We start from the raw sequence: 18758 nt of genomic DNA on the forward strand, positions 1-18758 counted from the left end.
GGGTGACACTCAAGCGCTTCAACCTGGGACCAGGCGGCCTTCGGAAGAGCCGCCCATCAATAGATGGAGGATGACAGATGAACAGAAGAGAAATGCTCGGCTGGCTCGCGTCGACGGCGGCCGCAGCCGGTGTCGGCGCAACGCTCGGCGCGCCGGCGCTCGCGGCGGAGTTGCAGGCTTCGGGGCGTGGCAGTCGCTTTGCGAAAGGCGCCGACGTATCGACGCTGCTCGAACTGGAGGCGAACGGCGCGAAGTTCTATGAGCACGGCGTGCCGCACGACTGTCTGTTGCTGCTGAGAAGGCATGGCGTCGATTCGATTCGTATCAAGGTCTGGAACGATCCGGGCAACCCGAACTTCTATCCGGCCGATCAGAGTCCCGCCGCCGGGTACAACAATGCGGACCATGTGCGCCTGCTTGCGCGCCGCGCGGCCGCGCTCGGCATGCGAGTGCTGATCGATTTCCACTACAGCGACTGGTGGGCCGATCCGGGCAAGCAGTATCCGCCGCACGCGTGGGCCGGCAAGGATATCGCGCAGACCTGCGCGTTGCTGTCGGAGTACACGACGAATGTGCTGAAGATGCTCAAGCGCGACGGCGTGCACCCGGAGTGGGTGCAAGTGGGCAACGAGATCACCGGCGGCATGCTGTGGCCGCTCGGCAAGTACGATCAGTGGGACAACCTCGCCCAATTGCTCAAAGCGGGGCACGACGCGGTCAAATCCGTCGACGATCGCATCAAGGTCATGTTGCATATCGACAGCGGCGGTAACAACGCGACGAGCCGCTGGTGGTTCGACAGCGCGACCCAGCGCGGCGTTACGTTCGATGTGATCGGCCTGTCCTACTACCCGCAGTGGCAAGGCTCGCTGAGCGATCTGCAGAACAACGCGAACGATCTCGCAACGCGCTACGACAAGGACGTGATGGTGGTCGAGACGGCCTATCCATGGACCACCAGCGACGGCGATTCCGAACCGAACGCGATGACCAACGTCGGGACGGCGAGCTATCCGCAGACGCCGGCGGGCCAGGCGCAGTTTCTCGGCGCGTTGACGGACATTGTCGAGGCGATACCGGATGGCCACGGCAAAGGCGTGTTCTGGTGGGAGCCGGAATGGATTCCGACGCCGAATGTCGGATGGAAGCTCGGCGCCGGCGATCAGTGGGACAACAACACGCTGTTCGATTTCCACGGCAACGCGCTGACGTCGCTCGATGCCTTTCGCAAACGTTAGTGGCTAGTTGAGCGCGCGGGCGCTACTTCGCGGGCGCCTGCGCCTGACGGTTCGCGCAGTCCGACGTAAACGCCATGCTGGCCTGGTCCGGCGTCATGCGCGGCGCGTCCGGGCTGTAGATCTTCTCGATGATGGTGCTGACCGCTTGCCGGTCAGCCGCGTCCTTGTAGTATTTGGCCGCCTGGTCGAGCGCTTGCGCCTTGGTCTTTTTATGCGCGCGCCACGACGCGACCTGGCCGGCGATATCGCCGATCGCAAAGCACTGATCGCTGACGGTTTGCGCGACGGCCTGAGCGGCCGGTTGCGCGAGGCACGCCGCGAGCAGCGCGGCAACGACTACGCGTTTCATTCCTTGAACCCTGTGGTGAGATGAGCAATGTTGCCAGCGCGATGGCATGCGCCAACGCGGCAACCGAACTTGCCAACAGGCACGTAGTTTATCGGGAAGTGGCGCGCCGCGTTTTTTCACGCGACGCCGCGATAGAAAAAGCCGCCTCGCAGGGCGGCTTCAAACAGCCATCGGGTCATGCGGCGCATCCCTTGCCGGATGGCATCCGCAGCATGCGCACGCCTCATACGCTCAATGCCCGAACGACTCCGTCTTCGAGGCGCTCACGTTCGACACATGCGGCCGTGCCGCCTGTTTGATCAGCAACGCCACGCACGAAATCAGACCCGCCACCGCGACCATGGCGAAGATGCCCGCGAACGTGAAGTGGCGGCGCGTCAGTTCGGCCACGAGGAACGAGCCCGCAATGCCGCCGAAGCGCCCGATGCCGAGCATCCACGCCACGCCCGTGCCACGGCCTTCGGTCGGGTAGAACGCGGCGGCGAGCGCCGGCATCGACGACTGCGCGGTATTCATCAACACGCCGGCCACGAACACGACGAACACCAGCGCGCCCACGTTGCCCACCGCCTGGCCGATGAAATACACGCTCACGGCCGTCAATGCATAGCAGGCCGCGATGATCCGGTTCGCGTTGAAGCGGTCCATCAGCACGCCGCACAGCACGGCGCCCACGCCGCCGAGCGGGAACAGCGCGGAAATCAGCGTCGCGCGTTGCGGCGTGAGGCCGGCGTCCTTCAGCAGAATCGGCATCCAGTTGATCGACGCGTAGAAGATGACGAGGCCCATGAAATAGGTGATCCACAGCATCACCGAGCCGATGATGTACGAGCGCGACAGCACCACCGCCACGCCCTTGCCGCCGGTTTGCGGCGCGGTTTCGGTCATGATGAAGGTGCCCGCTTGCGCCGCTTCGCTCGAAATGCGCGAGAGCGCCGCGCGAATCCGTTCGACCGGCTGGCTATTGGCCACCATGTAGCGCACCGACTCCGGCATCTTGATCGCCAGCAGGATCAGCAGCAGGAGCGGGGTGATGCCGCCGAGCAGCAACACGCTGCGCCAGCCGAAATGCGGAATCATCCACGCCGCGAGAAATCCGCCGAACGCGGCGCCGAGCGGAAAGCCGCAGAACATCAGATTGATCACGGTCGCGCGGCGGCGATCCGGGCAGTATTCGCCCATCATCGTGACGGCGTTCGGCATGGCCGCGCCCAGACCCACGCCGGTGATGAAGCGCAGCGTCGTCAATTGTCCGATGCTGTTCGAGAAGGCCGAGGCGAGGCATGCCACGCCGAACAGCAGCACCGAGCCGAGCAGCAGCGAACGTCGCCCGAGCCGGTCGGACAGCGGTCCCGAGCCGAGTGCGCCGCAGGCGAGGCCGAATAGCGCGGCACTCAGCACCGGCGCAAGCGCCGGCTTGGTGATGCCCCATTCGGCGATCAGGGAAGGCGCAATGAAGCCGATCGCGGCCGTGTCAAAACCGTCCAGCAGGACGATGATGAAGCACATGAAGAAGACGAGCCACTGGAACGGCGAAAAGGGATGTTCGTTGAGGAAGGTCTGAACGTTCACAGCGTTGCTGCGGCTCATGATGTGTCTCCTGACTGCGGAATACGGAAAGGCCCGCCGTAACGAGCCTTCCTCTTTTTTACGATCGTGCGCCGGTTTTAGAAGCGGTGCACGATGCCCACGCCTGCGGCGAACTGGCTACGCGAGGACGACGGCGCGCTCTGGAAGCCGTCGCCGATGGTTGCCGTCGCGCTGATGATGTGACCCGAGCCGGCCGTGCCCAGCGTATTGCCATTGGTGCGCTGGAACGCCTGCAATGCATAAAGGCCGGTGCGCTTCGACAACGAATAGTACTCGGACAGGTTGACCTGCTGGTACTGCGCCGAACTCGTGATGCCGTTCGCCTTGGTAGCGCGAGTGTAGCTGTAGCCGGTCGCGAAGTCCCACGAAACAGTTGGCTTCCAGTGCAGCACGACACCGCCCGTATTGAAGATCGCCGTGTCGCGGAAGCTCGAGTTGATACCCGGAATGTACTGCACATTCGAGTACGCCGCGGACACGTCCCAGCCATTGCCGAAGTTATAGCCGCCGGTCACGGCAAAACGCTGCTGCGCCTGTGCCGTTTGATAGCCGTTGGTCACGGCCGACACGCCCGGCTGCGCGCCGTTGTTCGACACGGTGGAATCCGCGCCGTAGGCACCGCCGCCCAGCGTCGAGTTGTTGATGCGCATGAAGCCCACCGCGACGCCAACCGGGCCGTTGATGTACTGCACCGCGCCGCTCCAGGTCGAGCCGCGGTTCAGGCTGCCCGGCACGCCGCCGAGGGCGTACGAACCGCTGAACGTGAAGCCGTACAGTTTCGGCGACGTATAGACGAGCGAGTTGTTCGCGCGGTAAATCGTGTCGAGCGCGTCGACGTCGCCCGGGTGCGCGCCGTAGTAGCCGGTGAGCCACGTGGTCGGGCTATACGGCGACAGCAGCGAGTAGTAAGCCGTGTACTGGCGGCCGGCCTGCAGCGTACCGTAGGTCGGGTTCGTCACGCCGACCCATGCCTGGCGGCCGAACATCGCATTCGTGTATTGCTGGGCGCCGGTGCTCGAGTTGAAGCCGGATTCCAACTGGAAGATGGCCTTGGTGCCGCCGCCGAGATCTTCGCCGCCCTTCAAACCGAAGCGGCTGCCGGCCCATACGCCGTTGATCATGTTCACTTTGGACTTGCCGCCGGCGTTCGAGCCAAGCGAGCTTGCGCTGCTTTGATAGCCGATACCGGCATCGACGATACCGTACAGCGTGACGCTGCTTTGCGCGAAAACCGGTGCGCTGGCGAGAGCGGCGATCGCGCATGCGATCCGGGTCATAGTGATATTGCGATTCATAAAGGTATTCTCCAATTCGACCTGCTTCGACTGACTTGAGCGTGGTTGGCGACCCGGTCGTCGTTTGATTTTTCTCCGCCGTTCTGTTCGTATGTAGAACAGCGATTCTTTGTGCGAACAAGACTGAACTGTAAGTAAGATGGCGACGAGGGGTCAACGCGGGATTACCCCACTCTGTTGCGGATGCACATCGACCGGGAGAAGGCGCTGGACAGCGCGAAGAACGACGGAGGCCGCGGCGCGCTTTGGCGCGCCGGGGTGAGACAGGGTGTTGGCAGAAGGGCGAGCGCGGCCCTCGCAGGGCCGGCATGGTGCAGCGCGGCGCTCGGTGAACAGCGTGAAACGGTGGTCAGAAGATGACGTACACCTTGCGCATGGTTTCCTCGACTTCCCACAGCCCTTCGGTGTTGGCTTCGAAGAAGAGCGTGTCGCCACTCTCGAAGTGGATGGTCTCCTCGTTATCGGGCGTGAAGCGTCCGCGTCCGGCAATGAAGTGCATCACTTCGGCCTGCTTGACCGAGCGGCGATAAGTGCCCGCGGTGCATTCGAAAATGCCGGTGTCGATGGCCTCGCTGCCCTTGATGACGCGTTGCACGCCCGACACCTGGATCGGCGTCGTGCCGGGCAGCCCGGCCGTGCCCCAGTCCTCCAGATTCTGCAGATTCACGCTTTGCTTGAGCTGCTGTACCTTCATCGCTACGTTACCTTTGAGTGTGGATGGGCCGTTTCATTGGCCATGGGTTGGGGTGTTCGTCACGGTCTGCTCGATCTTGCCCAGCCGCACCACGGTCACGCCCGGCCGCAGTTGCCGCAGCGATGGCATGACGAGCATGCAGTCGTCGTAGGGCGTGGTGATGGCCTCGCCGTTCGACCAGCCGATTACGGCACCGGCCTCGGGAAAGATTTCGAGACCGGTATACGCCGCCGCGAAACGGAAATCCATGCTGGTGGCCACCACCGGCTGCGTTACGCGGACGATATGCTGCACGCCCGGCAATGGCGCAAGCCAGCCGGCCGGCAGATCCGCTTCATCGACCACGCCGGCCAGCAGCAGAAAGCGCGCGGTGGTATCGCGCGCGACCGCAACCGCATTGCGTTCCCAATGCTGTCCGCATTCGATCAGCAGCGCGTTCTTTGCGCTGGCGGGGTCGCCGAAGCCTTCGTAATCGCGCATGCGGCGGCCTTCCGGATGGCCTTCGTCGCAGATCACGGTGGCGGGCGTGCCGAGTCGCACGGCGAGGTCGATGCCTTTTTGCAGCGGTCCCGCCACGATCAAAGGCTTACTCTTCTCGTGCATGGAGTGCAGATCGAGTAGAAGATCGACGCTGTCGATCACGGGCCGCATCGCGCGCGCACGCTCCAGTTCGCTGGACGTGCGCGAAGTATCGTCGAGCACCGCGGCAGTCCATACGCGGTTGAAATCCTGATCGACGAAGCGGGCCGCGTCCGGCTGCGCCGAATCGAAACTCCGATATGCGTCGACGTTCGCGAACGCCAGTGTGAGGCGTCCACGGCGTGGCCGCAGCGCGCGCCGCAGCAACTCGTCCACGACGATCGCGCCGCACACTTCGTTGCCGTGTGTGAGCGCGTTGATCATCACGTGCGGACCCGGCGCACCCGAGTCGAACGCGTGGACATAGGCGATACCGGATGCCGATTGTTCGTGGCCCGAAATATCGGGGAATTCGACTTCGATAGGGTAGGCTTCCGTGCTCATGCGAGTGTGTCCTTGCAGAGAGTGTGCGGGTTGACCGGCGAGCTCAGGCGAGCTTTGCCGCGATCGCCCGGCCAACCTCGGTGGTGTTCGCCTTGCCGCCGAGGTCGCCGGTATGCGGACCTTCAACCAGCGTCGCCTCGATTGCGGCGAGAATCGCGTCGTGCGCCTCGCGCTCCTTGCCGGCGTGGTTGCCGAGGAAGTCGAGCATCATCGCGGCCGACCAGATCATCGCGATCGGATTGGCGATGTTTTTGCCAGCGATGTCCGGTGCCGAGCCGTGCACCGGTTCGAACAGCGACGGAAACTTGCGGTCCGGATTCAGATTGCCCGACGGCGCGAGACCGATCGTGCCGGTGCAGGCGGGGCCGAGATCGGACAGAATGTCGCCGAACAGATTGGTGGCGACCACCACGTCGAAGCGATCCGGGTTCAGCACGAAGCGCGCGCAGAGAATGTCGATGTGCTGTTTGTCCCACGTCACGTCCGGATACTGCGCGGCAATGCCGGCTGCGACTTTGTCCCACCACGGCATGCTGATCGCGATGCCGTTGCTTTTGGTGGCCACCGTGATCTTCTTGCGTTCGCGCCGTTGCGCGAGATCGAACGCGAACTTCAGTACGCGTTCGCTGCCGTGCCGCGTGAAAACGGATTCCTGCAGCACGAATTCGCGCTCCGTGCCTTCGAACATCACGCCACCCACCGACGAATATTCGCCCTCGGTGTTCTCGCGCACGATCCAGAAATCGATGTCGCCCGCCTTGCGGCCCGCGAGCGGCGAAGGCACGCCGGCAAAGAGGCGCGCGGGGCGCAGATTGATGTACTGGTCGAATTCGCGGCGGAACTTCAAGAGCGAGCCCCACAGGGAAATATGGTCGGGCACCGTGTCGGGCCAGCCGACCGCGCCGAACAGAATCGCGTCCGCCGATTGCAGTTGCGCTTTCCAGTCGTCCGGCATCATCTTGCCGTGCGTCGCGTAGTACTCGCAGCTCGCCCATTCAATGTGCTGATACTCCAGCTCGATGCCGAAGCGCGTTTTCACCGCCTCCAGCACGCGAATGGCTTCCGGCATGACTTCGACGCCGATGCCGTCGCCGGGAATGACTGCGATCCGATATTTCTTCGACATGTTGTGCTCCTCCGCTTGGGATTGTTTGGGGCTGCTTGGGACTGTTTGGGGTAGCTGGACGATTCGATAACGGCTATTTTATTCCTGCTGTTTGAGACTAAAATGATCGCTTTAGTTAAGCCACTGTGCACGATTCGTGTACAAACTCCGTTGCCATCCATCGACCTATGAGCGCCGTCCCATCACCCGATCTCGGCGACTTGCGCGTGTTTTGCGAAGTGGCGCGCAAGTCCAGTTTCAGCGCGGCGGCGGAGGCCCTGTCAGTGTCCGCGGCGTACGTCAGCAAACGCATCAACGTGCTCGAGACTACGCTCGGTACGCGTTTATTGCACCGTTCCACGCGCCGGGTGGCGATCACGGAAGCGGGCGAGCGCGTCTACACGTGGGCCGAAAAGATTCTCGACGACGTCGATCAATTGGTGGAAGACGTCTCCACCACCCGCCGCATACCCGGCGGCAAGCTGCGCATTTCCAGCAGCTTCGGCTTTGGCCGCCGTTTCGTCGCGCCCGCGCTCGCGCGCTTTTCCGAGCGCTATCCGCAGTTGAGCGTGCGGCTCGATCTGTTCGACCGTCTCGTCGATGTGGGCGGCGAAGGCTTCGATCTGGATGTGCGCATTGGCGACGAGATCGCGCCGCATCTGATCGCGCGGCGGCTCGCGTCGAATCATCGCGTGCTATGTGCGTCGCCCGGCTACCTTGCGCGGCATGGCGCGCCGCGCCAGCTTGCCGAGTTGTCCTCGCATGCGTGTCTCGCGATCAAGGAGCGCGACCATCCGTTCGGGCTCTGGCGTTTGACGTTGCGCGGCGAGACGGTCTCGATCAAGGTCACGGGACCATTGTCGACCAATCACGGCGAAGTGGCGGTGGAGTGGGCACTGGCCGGGCGCGGCATCGTGCTGCGTTCCATGTGGGACGTGCGGCCGCTGCTCGAAAGCGGTCAGTTGCAGCAGGTGCTGCCCGAGGTCACGCAACCGGCGAATCTGTGGGCGGTGTATCCGGCACGGCTCGCGCAGTCGGCGAAGGTGCGGGTCTGCGTCGACTTTCTGAGTGAGGAATTCGCACAGTGGAGTCCGCCGGCCGAGGGTGCGGCCGGGGGGGAGATGGGGTGACCTGACGCGCGTTGCTGATCGATCGGATCATTACGCTTACTTTTCGCGTATTGCGCGCACGATGATCCCGTCCCATCCGAACACGATTTTGTAGTCGCTCATTCCGAAGACTGCGAAGCAGTTTTCGCTATGGAGCAACGTCGTTCGCGCGGGTAAGCCGGTTTCGTTGACGGTGAGTCCGAATTGCCTGTTCAACTCTGTCTCTGTATCCACGTCGATAACTGTAAAGCCTGGACGCGGTACGCAGCTTTCCTTGTCGAACGCAATCGACTTCGGCGTAATCGTCATGGTCTTGCCGAGAATCCGCTTTGCCTCGGGGATACCGCCAGATATATCCGAATAGTCCACCACGTCGGTGACGACCCACTTGCCCACGAAATCGCCGACCGAAGGGGACTTCGTCTGTGCGGCGGAGGTGCCTGCACCAAACGTCATGGCGAAAGCTGCGAATAGTAGGCGTCGAATCATCGCGCCCCCTGTCTGAATGGCGCGGATTCGCGCTGACGTCGGTTCAGCAGTCCTCGACTCAGCTTCGCAGGGCCGCATATCCCAATCATGCAAGGTTCCAGAGACGGCCTAGTGATGATTCTGCGAGAACAGCGTTTCGAGCGGGTAGTGGCTCTTCACGAACGGCGACTTGATGATCACGTAGCTGAAGTACTTCTCGATCCCGATGTCGCGTTCCAGCAGTCCTTCCACGATGCTCTGGTAATGGCTCACGCTGCGCGTGACGAACTTCAGCAGGTAGTCGTAGCCGCCGCTCGCCAGATGGCACTCGACGATCTCGTCGACGTCGCGGATCGCATTCACGAACTTGATGAAGTCTTCCCGCCGGTGATCGGCGAGCGTGACTTCGGTAAACACGATCTGCACATCGCCGAGCTTTTCGAGCTGGATCTGCGCACCGTAGCCGATGATGTAGCCGGCTTTCTCCAGACGCTTGACCCGGATCAGGCAAGGACTGGGCGAAAGGCCGACCGCGTCGGCAAGCTCGACGTTGGTTATGCGGCCTTTCTTCTGCAACTGGGAAAGTATGCGCAGGTCAATCCGGTCTAGCTTGCAGTCGCTGCTCATCGTAACGTTATCGCTCCGGCGATCGGTGTGGGGCTGGGATGGCCCTCTACTCTAGCATGCGGTGGCATGAGTTTTGACCTTCAATGCGGCGCGCACATCGGCTTGTGCGAGCACGTCGTCGAGGGTCTTTTCAAGCCGCTCGAACATCAGATCGAACTCGGCCTCGGTGTACGAGAGCGCCGGTGCGAAGCCGAGAATGTTGTCGCCGAAGGCCCGGAAAATCAGGCGGTTTTCATACGCGGCGGCGGCGATCCGTTCAGACAGTTTGAGCGCCGGGTCGAAGCCCGCCTTGCTGTCCTTGTCGGCGACGAGTTCGAGCGCGCCGAGCAGGCCACGGTGGCGCGAGTCGCCCACCAGCGGATGCGCGAGCAGCGCGTCGAGGCCGCGCGCGAAGCGCGGTGCGCGCGCCACGCCGTTCGCCAGCAGCCCGCCTTCGTGATAGAGGCGCAGCACTTCCAGGCCGATCGCCGCGCTCACCGGATGCGCCGAATACGTATGGCCATGGCCGACCACCGCCTCGGCGTCGCCGTTGGCGATGCCCTGATAGATTTCGTCCGACATCAGCACGGCGCCCATCGGCGCATAGCCCGCGGTCAGGCCTTTGGCCACCGTCATCAGATCCGGCTCGACGTTTTCTCCCTGGCAGGCGAACAGCGGACCGGTGCGGCCGAAGCCGGTGATGACTTCATCGGCGACGAACAGGATGCCCAGCTTACGGCAGCTTTCACGCATTGCCGTGAGCCAGCCGACCGGCGGCACGATCACGCCGCCCGAGCCCTGAATCGGCTCGCAGAAGAACGCGGCGACGTTGTCGGCGCCGAGTTCAGCCACCTTCGCTTCGAGCGCGGCCACCGAGGCGGCGATCAGCGCAGCGTCGTCGGCGAAGTTGCTGCGGTACGCATACGGCGACGGCAGATGATGCTGGTTCGGCAGCGGCAGATCGAAGTTGCGGTGGAACGCGGGCAGGGCGGTGAGGCCGGCGCCGGTCGTCGACGAGCCGTGGTAGCCGCGTTGCAGCGCGATGATGTGTTTCTTCGACGCGCGCCCCGTGGCGTTGAAGTAATGCGTGATGAAGCGCAGTGCCGAATCCACCGCGTCCGAACCGCCGAGCGTGAAGTAGACGTGCTGCAGCGAAGCAGGCGACACCTCGACCAGCTTTTGAGCGAGTTCGATGGCCGGCTCCGAGCCGAAATGGAAATAGCCGGTTGCGTAGGGCAGTTTTTGCATCTGCGCGGTAGCGGCGTCGACAATGCTTTGCTGGCCGTAGCCGACGTTCACGCACCAGAGTCCGGAAAACGCGTCGAGCAGTTCGTTGCCGGCCGCGTCGCGCAGAAACGCGCCGCTGGCGGACTCGAGGACGGTGACGCCGCGTGCTTCATGGGCGCGGTAGTTGATGACCGGGTGAATCAGATGCTTGCGGTCGGCTTCGATAAGCGATTGAATCGGCATGATGGTTTCTCGTCGCGGGAAGGGGCTGTTGACCGTCCCATACTACTGATCAGCGGCGATCGCCTGCTCACCTAAACAATTGCCTGAAAAGCGCGCACGACGCGTTTTGATGCGTGACCTCAGCATTTTATGCTGCGAACGCTGAAAAGCCGTGTCGCACGGGCATTTCGTCCGGTTCTGCCCTCAATAGCCTTGCGCGCGGTCGATCTGGCCAACCATAGGCAAGCCCGCGCGATGGCGGCGCAGGTTCTCCAGCACTACGTCGACGGCGGTGTCGGGCCGCGTCGCACTCGCGATATGCGGCGTGATACGCACGCGTGGATGCGTCCACAACACATGACCGGCGGGCAGCGGCTCGGGATCGGTGACGTCGAGAATGGCGTTGTGCAACTGACCGCTCTCGAGCGCCGCGAGCAAATCCTGCTGATTCAGATGCGGACCACGCCCTGTTTGAATCAGCGAGGCTCCGCGCGGCAGCTTCGCGAACAACTGCGCATTGAGCAGCCCGCGCGTGGCGGGCGTGAGCGGCAGCAGGCAGATGAGGATGTCGGTGCGAGCGAGAAACGCATCCAGTGCGCCTTCACCGGCATAACAGTCGACGCCCTCGATCTCGCGAGCCGAACGGCTCCATCCCGCACAGTCGAAACCGAACAGACGCAGCCGTTCCAGCACGGCCGTGCCGAGCACGCCGAGCCCGAGCACACCGACACGGCGCTGACTGGCGGGCTTGAGCGGCAGCTCGCGCCAGACCTGCTGCTGTTGCTGAAGGCCGTAATCGAACAGATCGCGATGAATGGTCAGCACAGCCTGCGTGACATATTCGACCATGCCTTCCACGATGCCCGGCTCAATCATGCGCACCACGGGCACATGCTCCGGCACGCCGGACAGATCGAACTGATCGATGCCCGCGCCGACCGAGAACACGACTTCCAGGTTAGGGAAGGTGCGCGTCGGGTCTTCAGGCGGCTGCCAGGCAGCGAGATAGCGGATCGCGGCCGGATCGCCGAGATCGGGCCAGATATGAAACGGCAAGTCCGGCGCCTTCTGCGCGAAGAGTTTCGCCCACTGGGCGCCGCGCGCCGGGTCGGCTTTATAGAGGAAGGCCATGATGGTCAGCAGATTGCCTGGTTGATGATGCCGTATTGCAGGTAATGCGCATCCTGTCCGCCGCTCGCGGGCTGGCCCGGCGTGGCGGGGCGGATCATTTTGACGACCGTGTCCACGCGCGGCAGCCCGAGCTGTTCCAGCCATTCGGTCAGACCGCTTTCGCCCGGGGTGTCGATACGCACGAACACGCCTTCGTTCAGCGCCAGCCAGTGGCTGATGAGCGCCTTCGCGCGGCTCGAATCTTCCGAGGCGGGTGCGACCACCGGACCGATCGCAAAGCCGCGCCCGAAGCGGCGAAACAGTGCGAAGCCGATCAGTTCGCCGTCGCGGTCGAGCGCGATGCCGTCGGCGGCGCCCAGCAGTGCGGGCAACACTTCGCCGCGGTCCAGACCGCTGGCCCGCGACGCCAGTTCGACCAGCCGCGCGGTATCGCTCGAACCGAGCGGACGCAACCGTTCGCCGGGCGGCAAGGACACGAGCGGCGGCTGAAACGCCGCGCCCTGATGCTGGTCGAGCGTGCCGATCGCGCGAAAGCCGAGCTTTTCATACAGCGGCTGGCCCGCGGGAGTGGCGTGCAGGAAGGTGACGCGCCCGCCCAGTTCTTCCAGCACCAGATCCATCAGCTTTCTGCCGATGCCGCGCCCCTGGTGCGCCGGCGACACGATCACCATGCCGAGCGAAGCGTGCTCGGCGCCGTATTTCCAGCACAGGGCGGTGCCGATCACGCCGCTCGCGTCTTCCGCGACGAAGCCCACGCCCAGTTGCGCCACGAATCTCCAGTCGTCCGCGCGATGCGGCCATTTGAGTTCGACGGTCAACGCATGCGCAGCGGCGATGTCCTCGAGGGTGAAGCGTCTATAGGTAATCGAATCGGACACGCCGAGCTCCCTGATTGACTGAAGGCTTACGCCGTCACTGTGTCATCCGCTGCGCGGTGTGACTAGGACGATCTTTTTATCGCGGCCCCCGGAAAGCACCGCAGCGCAATTCGATGCAAAACGCCAGGTCCGGGCACGCATTACAGGTGAGTTCTGCTGCGGGGCGATTTTTGTCGGCGACATATGCCACGCCCGCGGCTCTACGATTTTGTCATGGCGGCGGCGGTCTCGGGACCGCGCCGCGCGAGACCACTAGCCAGTCACACAGGACACCTCTCTCATGGACAGCTTCAATCCAGACGACGTCGCGATTCGCAGCGGACACTACATCGGCGGTGTATATGTCGAGGCGGGCGAGCAACGCATCGAGGTGGCGCGTCCATCGGACGGCGTGGTGTATGCGTCGGTGCCGCTTGCCGACGCCGCGATGGTGGACCGCGCCGTCGAGAACGCATGGCAGGCATTCAGGGCGAGTGGCTGGGCGCGCATGGCGCCGCGCGAACGCGCGAAGATCCTGCGCCGTTTCGCCGAGCTGGTGGAAGCCGACGCGCCGACGCTCGGCCGGCTGGAAGCGCTCGGCTCGACGCGCCCGATTGCGCAGGCGATCGGCTGGGACGTGCCGTTCACCGCGGAGGGCATCCGCTTTTACGCCGAGTTCGCCGACAAGCTGGGTGGCGACGTGGCGGCCACCGATCACGATCATCTCGGCATGACGATCGCCGAACCCTACGGCGTGATCGGCGCGATCGCGCCATGGAATTTCCCGCTGGTCATGGCGTCGTGGAAGATCGCCCCGGCGCTGGCGGCCGGCAATGCGGTGGTGCTCAAGCCCTCGGAGATGACGCCGTTCTCGGTCTTGCGGCTCGCCGAACTGGCGGTGCAGGCGGGCGTGCCGGCCGGCATTTTCAACGTGATCCAGGGCGATGGCCGGGTGACCGGCGACGAACTCGTGCGCCATCCAAAGATCAGCAAGGTCACCTTCACGGGTTCTACGCGAACCGGCGCGTCGATCATGGCCGCGTGCGCCACCAGCGGCACCAAGCCGGTCACGCTCGAACTGGGCGGCAAAAGCCCGCAAATCGTATTCGCCGACGCGCCGCGTCTGGACGATGTGGCGCGCCGCATTGCCGGCGCGATCACGGGCAACGCGGGGCAAGTGTGCGTGGCGGGCTCGCGCCTGCTAGTCGAGCGCAGCCTTGCTGAGCCGCTTGCCGAACGCATCGGCAAGATCTTCGCCGAGTTGAAGCCCGGCGCGACATGGGCCGCGGGCACGACGCTCTCGCCGATCATTTCGGCGCCGCAGGCGGCGCGCATAGAAGGCATTGTGGGACGCACGCTGGAAGCTGGTGCGACGCTGCGCTACGGCGGCGTGAGAGCCGACGGCGGCGCTGATGGCGCGTTCTACGCCCCGACCTTGCTCACGGACGTCACGGCGCACTCCGAAGCGGTGCGCGAAGAAGTCTTCGGGCCGGTGCTGACGCTGCAAACCTTCGATACCGAAGAAGAAGCGCTCGCGCTCGCGCAGCATCCCGAGTACGGCCTCGCGGCCGGCGTGCATACCGCCGACCTCGGCCGGGCGCTGCGTTTCGTGCGCGGGCTCGAAGCAGGCACGGTGTGGGTGAACCGCTATGGCCGCACCTCGGACTTCATGATTCCCACGGGTGGCTACAAGCGCTCCGGCATCGGCAAGGACCTGGGCCGCCAGGCCTACGAGGCGAACCTGCGTTTCAAAAGCGTACTGATCGACCTGCGGGCCTGAAGACGCCTCTGAGCACCCGCCGGCCGCTTCGCGTGCCGGTCGCAAACCCAGTAGGGGCAAGGGTTTAGCCTGATCGCCGCATTCTGTGCTGTCAGCGGCCCGAAAAACGCATGGTTTGTGTCACCGGCAGCGCCCTAATCAGGAACATCTATGTTTTTGCGCTGATTAAATCTTTTACAGGAATTAGCTTTTGTCGATCTGAGCGGGTGCGAAGCACTTGCTCAGATCCCTTGCAAGATAGTTGCTGTTTTCGCCAATGAACTCCGACCACGAGTTCACCATCACGATAGGACTGCACCATGATCGAATTCGAACCGAAATACATCACCTTCGACTGCTACGGCACGCTGACCAAATTCCACATGGCCGACATGACGCGCGAGCAGTACGGTCATTTGCTGAACGGCGAAGACCTGGAAAAGCTTGTCGCGTTTTACTCGGGCTATCGTCGCGACGAAGTGCTCGGCGCATGGAAGCCGTATCGCGACGTGGTGGTCAACGCGCTGCGCCGCGCGTGCAAGCGCATGAACGTCGAATTCAACGAAGCGGGCGCGCAAAGCATCTATGACGCCGTGCCGACCTGGGGTCCGCATCCGGACGTGCCGGAAGGCGTTGCTCGTCTCGCGAAGAAGTACAAGCTGGTGATTCTCTCGAACGCTTCGAACAACCAGATCCAGAGCAACGTCGACAAGCTCGGCGCGCCGTTCTACAAGGTCTTCACGGCGGAGCAGGCGCAGTCGTACAAGCCGCGCATGCAGGGTTTCGAATACATGTTCGACCAGCTCAACTGCAATCCGGAAGACGTGCTGCACGTGTCGTCGAGCCTGCGCTACGACCTGATGACCGCGCATGACATGGGCATCAAGCACAAAGCGTTCGTCAAGCGCGGCCACGAACCGTCGACGCCGTACTACCAGTACTACGAGGTCAACGACATTCCGCATCTGGCTTCGGAACTCGGCCTGTAAGCGCCGGTTGCCCTTGCCTTTGCACGTGCCAGACACTGCCCGCCGCCTCGCTCATTGCCCATCTCAAGGACCTCACGGATGAAGCTCGATTCCTATTGGCTCGACACCGCGCCGCCACTGCTGTCGGCGTGCGAGGGTCCGGTCGACGGCCAGACCGATGTGGTCGTGATCGGCGGCGGCTTCACCGGACTGTCGGCGGCGCAGGCGTTGGGCAAGCGCGGCGCCACGGTGACCGTGCTCGACGCGGGTCGCATTGGCGGCGGCGCGTCCGGGCGCAACGGCGGTCAGGTTAATACCGGGGTCGCGCAGGACTTCGTTGCGCTGGTCGCGCAACTCGGTGTGGAGCGCGCGAGCGCCTGCTACCGCGCGTTTTCGGATGCGGTCGACACGGTCGAGCGTCTGATCCGCGAGGAAAACATCGACTGCAATTACATCGCGACCGGCAAGCTGAAGCTGGCGTCCAAGCCGCATCATCTTGCGCATCTGGAAAAGACGGCCGAAGCGATTCGCCGCGAAGTGGATACGGATATTGAACTGATCGACCGTAGCCGTATCTGCAGCGAAATTCAATCCGACAGCTTTTACGGCGGATTGCTGCAACGGCACGGCGGCCAGATGCACATGGGCAAGTTCACGGTGGGTCTCGCCGAGGCGGCGGTGCGCCGCGGCGCGAAGCTGTACGAGAACGCGGCGGTTACTGCCATCGCGAAAGACGGCGGCGGCTTTCGTATCAGCTCGGCGCGCGGCGAAGTGCGCGCGAAGCAGGTGCTGATCGCCACCGGCCCGTCGCGGCATGGTCCGTTCGGCTGGTACCGCAGGCGTCTCGCGCCGGTCGGTTCGTTCATCGTGGTGACGGAGCCTGTGGCGCCGGCGTTGCTGGCGCAAGTGTTTCCGAACCGGCGTGCGTACACCACCACGCGTTTGATGCACAACTACTTTCGCGTGACGCCGGATTCGCGACTTCTGTTCGGCGGCCGCGCGCGTTTCACGGCGTCCGAGAGGCCGTCCGATGCGAAGAGCGGTCGCATCCTGCAAGAAGGCCTCGCCGCGATGTTCCCAATGCTCGCGCATGCGCGCATCGACTATTGCTGGGGCGGTCTGGTGGACATGAGCGCCGACCGTTTGCCGCATGCCGGCCAGCACGACGGTATCTATTTTTCGATGGGCTACAGCGGCCACGGCACGCAGATGTCCACGCACATGGGCCAGGTCATGGCCGATGTGATGGACGGCCACGAAGACCAGAATCCGTGGCGCGAGTCCGAATGGCCCGCGATTCCCGGCCACACCGGCAAGCCCTGGTTCCTGCCGCTCGTGGGGACGTACTACCGCATCAAAGACATTTTTTATTGATCGTTCGTTGTTCGATTGGCAGTCAAAACCACGCAGCCACGCCTGCTTAACCTCGTTGCTCACCTCGCGGAGAAGTTCGATGAATAAGGAAAACTCGCAACATGGCGCTCTTGGACTCGGAAGCGAGTTGGAGCGATTGACTGCCAAAGGCGCGTCGCGGCGCGGCGTGCTGCGCGCAATGGCCGCCGCCGGCATGATGTCGGTCACCGGCGCCGGCTTGTTGACCGCCAGCGGCGCGGCGCTCGCGCAGGCCAAGCCGAAGCAGGGCGGCAAGATCCGTGTGGCGACGCAATCCGCTTCCGCGGCCGACACGCTCGACCCCGCGAAGGGTGCGCTCGGCACCGACTACGTCCGCGGCTTCATGTTCTACAACTGTCTCACCGAACTCGATTCGCATCTCGGCGCGAAGATGTCGCTGGCGACCTCGCTCGATACGAAAGACGCCACCGTGTGGGTCGTCAAGCTGCGCAATGGTGTGCAGTTCCACGACGGCAAAGCGCTCGCGCCGGCCGACGTGGTGTATTCGATCATGCGCCACAAGGATCCGGCCACCGCCTCGAAAGCGAAGACGCTGGCCGATCAGATCAAGGAAGTGAAGGCCACCGGCCCGAACGAAGTGACGATCACGCTGGAAGGCCCGAACGCCGATCTTCCGGTGATCCTCGCCACCTCGCATTTCCAGATCATCAAGGACGGCACCAAGGACTTCAAAACGGCGATCGGCACCGGTCCGTTCAAGGTCAAGGAATTTTCGCCGGGCGTGCGCACGGTCGGCGTGAGAAACGAGAAGTACTGGAAGCCGGGCATGCCGCACCTGGACGAGATCGAACTGATCGGCATTGGCGACGAATCGGCGCGCGTGAACGCGCTGCTCTCGGGCGACGTGCAACTGATCAACGCGGTGAGCCCGCGTTCGACCACCCAGATCAAGGGCGCGGGTGGTTTCTCCGTGCTGGAGACGAAAACCGGCCTGTACACCGACCTGGTTGTGCGCGACGAAGGCGGCATTACCGGCAACGACGATTTCCGGCGTGGCATGATGTATTTGCAAGACCGCGAGCAGATGCGCCGCGCGATCTTCCAGGGTTACGGCACGATCGGCAACGACCAGCCGATCGATCCGACCAACAAGTACTACCTGGCCGGCTTGCCGCAGCGCACCTTCGATCCGGACAAGGCGAAGTTCCATTTCCAGAAGGCGAAGGTCGGCAGCGCGCCGATCCAGATTTTTGCTTCGCCGGCGGCCGAAGGCTCGGTTGAAATGGCGATGTTCCTGCAGCAGGTCGCGCCGCAAGCCGGTCTGAATCTGCAAGTCTCGCGCGTGCCGGCCGACGGCTACTGGTCGAACCACTGGATGAAGCACCCGCTGGGTTTCGGCAATGTGAATGCGCGCCCGAGCGCCGACGTGATCTTCACGCAGTTCTTCAAGTCGGACGCGCCGTGGAACGAAGCGAACTGGAAAAGCCCGAAGTTCGACCAACTGCTGATTCAGGCACGCGGCGAACCGGACGACGCCAAGCGCAAGAAAATCTACGGCGACATGCAGGTGCTGGTGCATGAAACGGGCGGTGTCGGCATTCCGCTGTTCCAGAGTTCGCTCGACGCCTACACGGACAAGCTCAAGGGTCTCGGCTCGATTCCGCTCGCCGGCCTGATGGGTTTCATGTTCGCGGAAAATGTCTGGCTCGAGGCCTGAGCCGGATCTGAAGGGCGGTTACGAAGGGTTTCCGGTCTGACGAACTG

17 protein-coding genes are annotated in these 18758 nt (G+C 63.5%); 6 read left to right on the plus strand and 11 right to left on the minus strand.

Annotation, left to right across the window (positions count from 1 at the left end; genetic code table 11):
- The first annotated feature begins 77 nt into the window (after positions 1-77).
- Positions 78-1238 carry a glycoside hydrolase family 53 protein gene (locus tag AC57B1_RS25660; protein WP_496419073.1) on the plus strand — a complete coding sequence of 387 codons (1161 nt, stop codon included), beginning with the start codon at positions 78-80 and terminating at the stop codon, positions 1236-1238.
- 22 nt (positions 1239-1260) lie between these two features.
- Here the strand turns inward: AC57B1_RS25660 and AC57B1_RS25665 are convergent, their stop codons facing one another.
- From AC57B1_RS25665 to AC57B1_RS25690, 6 genes are all read right to left on the minus strand, one after another.
- Positions 1261-1587: a hypothetical protein gene (locus AC57B1_RS25665; protein ID WP_408299466.1), complete on the minus strand. Its 327-nt coding sequence runs from the start codon at positions 1585-1587 to the stop codon at positions 1261-1263.
- Positions 1588-1818: 231 nt separating this feature from the next.
- Entirely contained in the window at positions 1819-3177 is a 1359-nt protein-coding gene (locus tag AC57B1_RS25670; protein WP_408353826.1) for an MFS transporter, read from the minus strand.
- Positions 3178-3254: 77 nt separating this feature from the next.
- The gene (locus AC57B1_RS25675) at positions 3255-4472 is read right to left on the minus strand and encodes a porin (RefSeq protein ID WP_286162094.1); all 1218 of its coding nucleotides are present in this window, start codon (positions 4470-4472) and stop codon (positions 3255-3257) included.
- A gap of 349 nt (positions 4473-4821) precedes the next feature.
- Positions 4822-5166, minus strand: a complete 345-nt coding sequence (locus AC57B1_RS25680; protein WP_408184811.1) for a cupin domain-containing protein — start codon at positions 5164-5166, stop codon at positions 4822-4824.
- Between the two features lie 33 nt (positions 5167-5199).
- Positions 5200-6189: a succinylglutamate desuccinylase gene (locus AC57B1_RS25685; protein WP_496419074.1), complete on the minus strand. Its 990-nt coding sequence runs from the start codon at positions 6187-6189 to the stop codon at positions 5200-5202.
- A 43-nt stretch (positions 6190-6232) separates the two neighbouring features.
- Positions 6233-7315: a tartrate dehydrogenase gene (locus AC57B1_RS25690; protein ID WP_496419075.1), complete on the minus strand. Its 1083-nt coding sequence runs from the start codon at positions 7313-7315 to the stop codon at positions 6233-6235.
- Positions 7316-7482: 167 nt separating this feature from the next.
- Between AC57B1_RS25690 and AC57B1_RS25695 the strand changes: the two genes are divergently transcribed.
- Positions 7483-8424: a LysR substrate-binding domain-containing protein gene (locus tag AC57B1_RS25695; RefSeq protein WP_408353820.1), complete on the plus strand. Its 942-nt coding sequence runs from the start codon at positions 7483-7485 to the stop codon at positions 8422-8424.
- A gap of 36 nt (positions 8425-8460) precedes the next feature.
- Here AC57B1_RS25695 and AC57B1_RS25700 read toward each other — a convergent pair whose 3' ends face one another.
- From AC57B1_RS25700 to AC57B1_RS25720, 5 genes are all read right to left on the minus strand, one after another.
- Positions 8461-8859, minus strand: coding sequence for a hypothetical protein (locus tag AC57B1_RS25700; RefSeq protein ID WP_408482840.1), 399 nt, complete (start codon positions 8857-8859; stop codon positions 8461-8463).
- A gap of 141 nt (positions 8860-9000) precedes the next feature.
- Complete coding sequence (locus AC57B1_RS25705; protein ID WP_011491802.1) at positions 9001-9498, minus strand: Lrp/AsnC family transcriptional regulator; 498 nt, start codon at positions 9496-9498, stop codon at positions 9001-9003.
- A 51-nt stretch (positions 9499-9549) separates the two neighbouring features.
- Positions 9550-10947 carry an aspartate aminotransferase family protein gene (locus AC57B1_RS25710; protein ID WP_408353816.1) on the minus strand — a complete coding sequence of 466 codons (1398 nt, stop codon included), beginning with the start codon at positions 10945-10947 and terminating at the stop codon, positions 9550-9552.
- Positions 10948-11130: 183 nt separating this feature from the next.
- Positions 11131-12057: a 2-hydroxyacid dehydrogenase gene (locus AC57B1_RS25715; protein ID WP_496419076.1), complete on the minus strand. Its 927-nt coding sequence runs from the start codon at positions 12055-12057 to the stop codon at positions 11131-11133.
- A gap of 5 nt (positions 12058-12062) precedes the next feature.
- Entirely contained in the window at positions 12063-12935 is an 873-nt protein-coding gene (locus AC57B1_RS25720) for a GNAT family N-acetyltransferase (RefSeq protein WP_408353812.1), read from the minus strand.
- 280 nt (positions 12936-13215) lie between these two features.
- Between AC57B1_RS25720 and AC57B1_RS25725 the strand changes: the two genes are divergently transcribed.
- From AC57B1_RS25725 to AC57B1_RS25740, 4 genes are all read left to right on the plus strand, one after another.
- Complete coding sequence (locus tag AC57B1_RS25725; protein ID WP_408353810.1) at positions 13216-14694, plus strand: aldehyde dehydrogenase family protein; 1479 nt, start codon at positions 13216-13218, stop codon at positions 14692-14694.
- Positions 14695-14993: 299 nt separating this feature from the next.
- A complete protein-coding gene (locus tag AC57B1_RS25730; protein ID WP_408353808.1) occupies positions 14994-15662 on the plus strand; it encodes a haloacid dehalogenase type II in 669 nt (222 codons plus the stop codon).
- A gap of 78 nt (positions 15663-15740) precedes the next feature.
- Positions 15741-17015: an NAD(P)/FAD-dependent oxidoreductase gene (locus AC57B1_RS25735; RefSeq protein ID WP_496419077.1), complete on the plus strand. Its 1275-nt coding sequence runs from the start codon at positions 15741-15743 to the stop codon at positions 17013-17015.
- Between the two features lie 79 nt (positions 17016-17094).
- The gene (locus AC57B1_RS25740) at positions 17095-18711 is read left to right on the plus strand and encodes an ABC transporter substrate-binding protein (RefSeq protein WP_408353804.1); all 1617 of its coding nucleotides are present in this window, start codon (positions 17095-17097) and stop codon (positions 18709-18711) included.
- Positions 18712-18758 lie beyond the last annotated feature (47 nt).

It is taken from the genome of Paraburkholderia sp. BGA-UO-ETr-F21 (assembly GCF_059567925.1).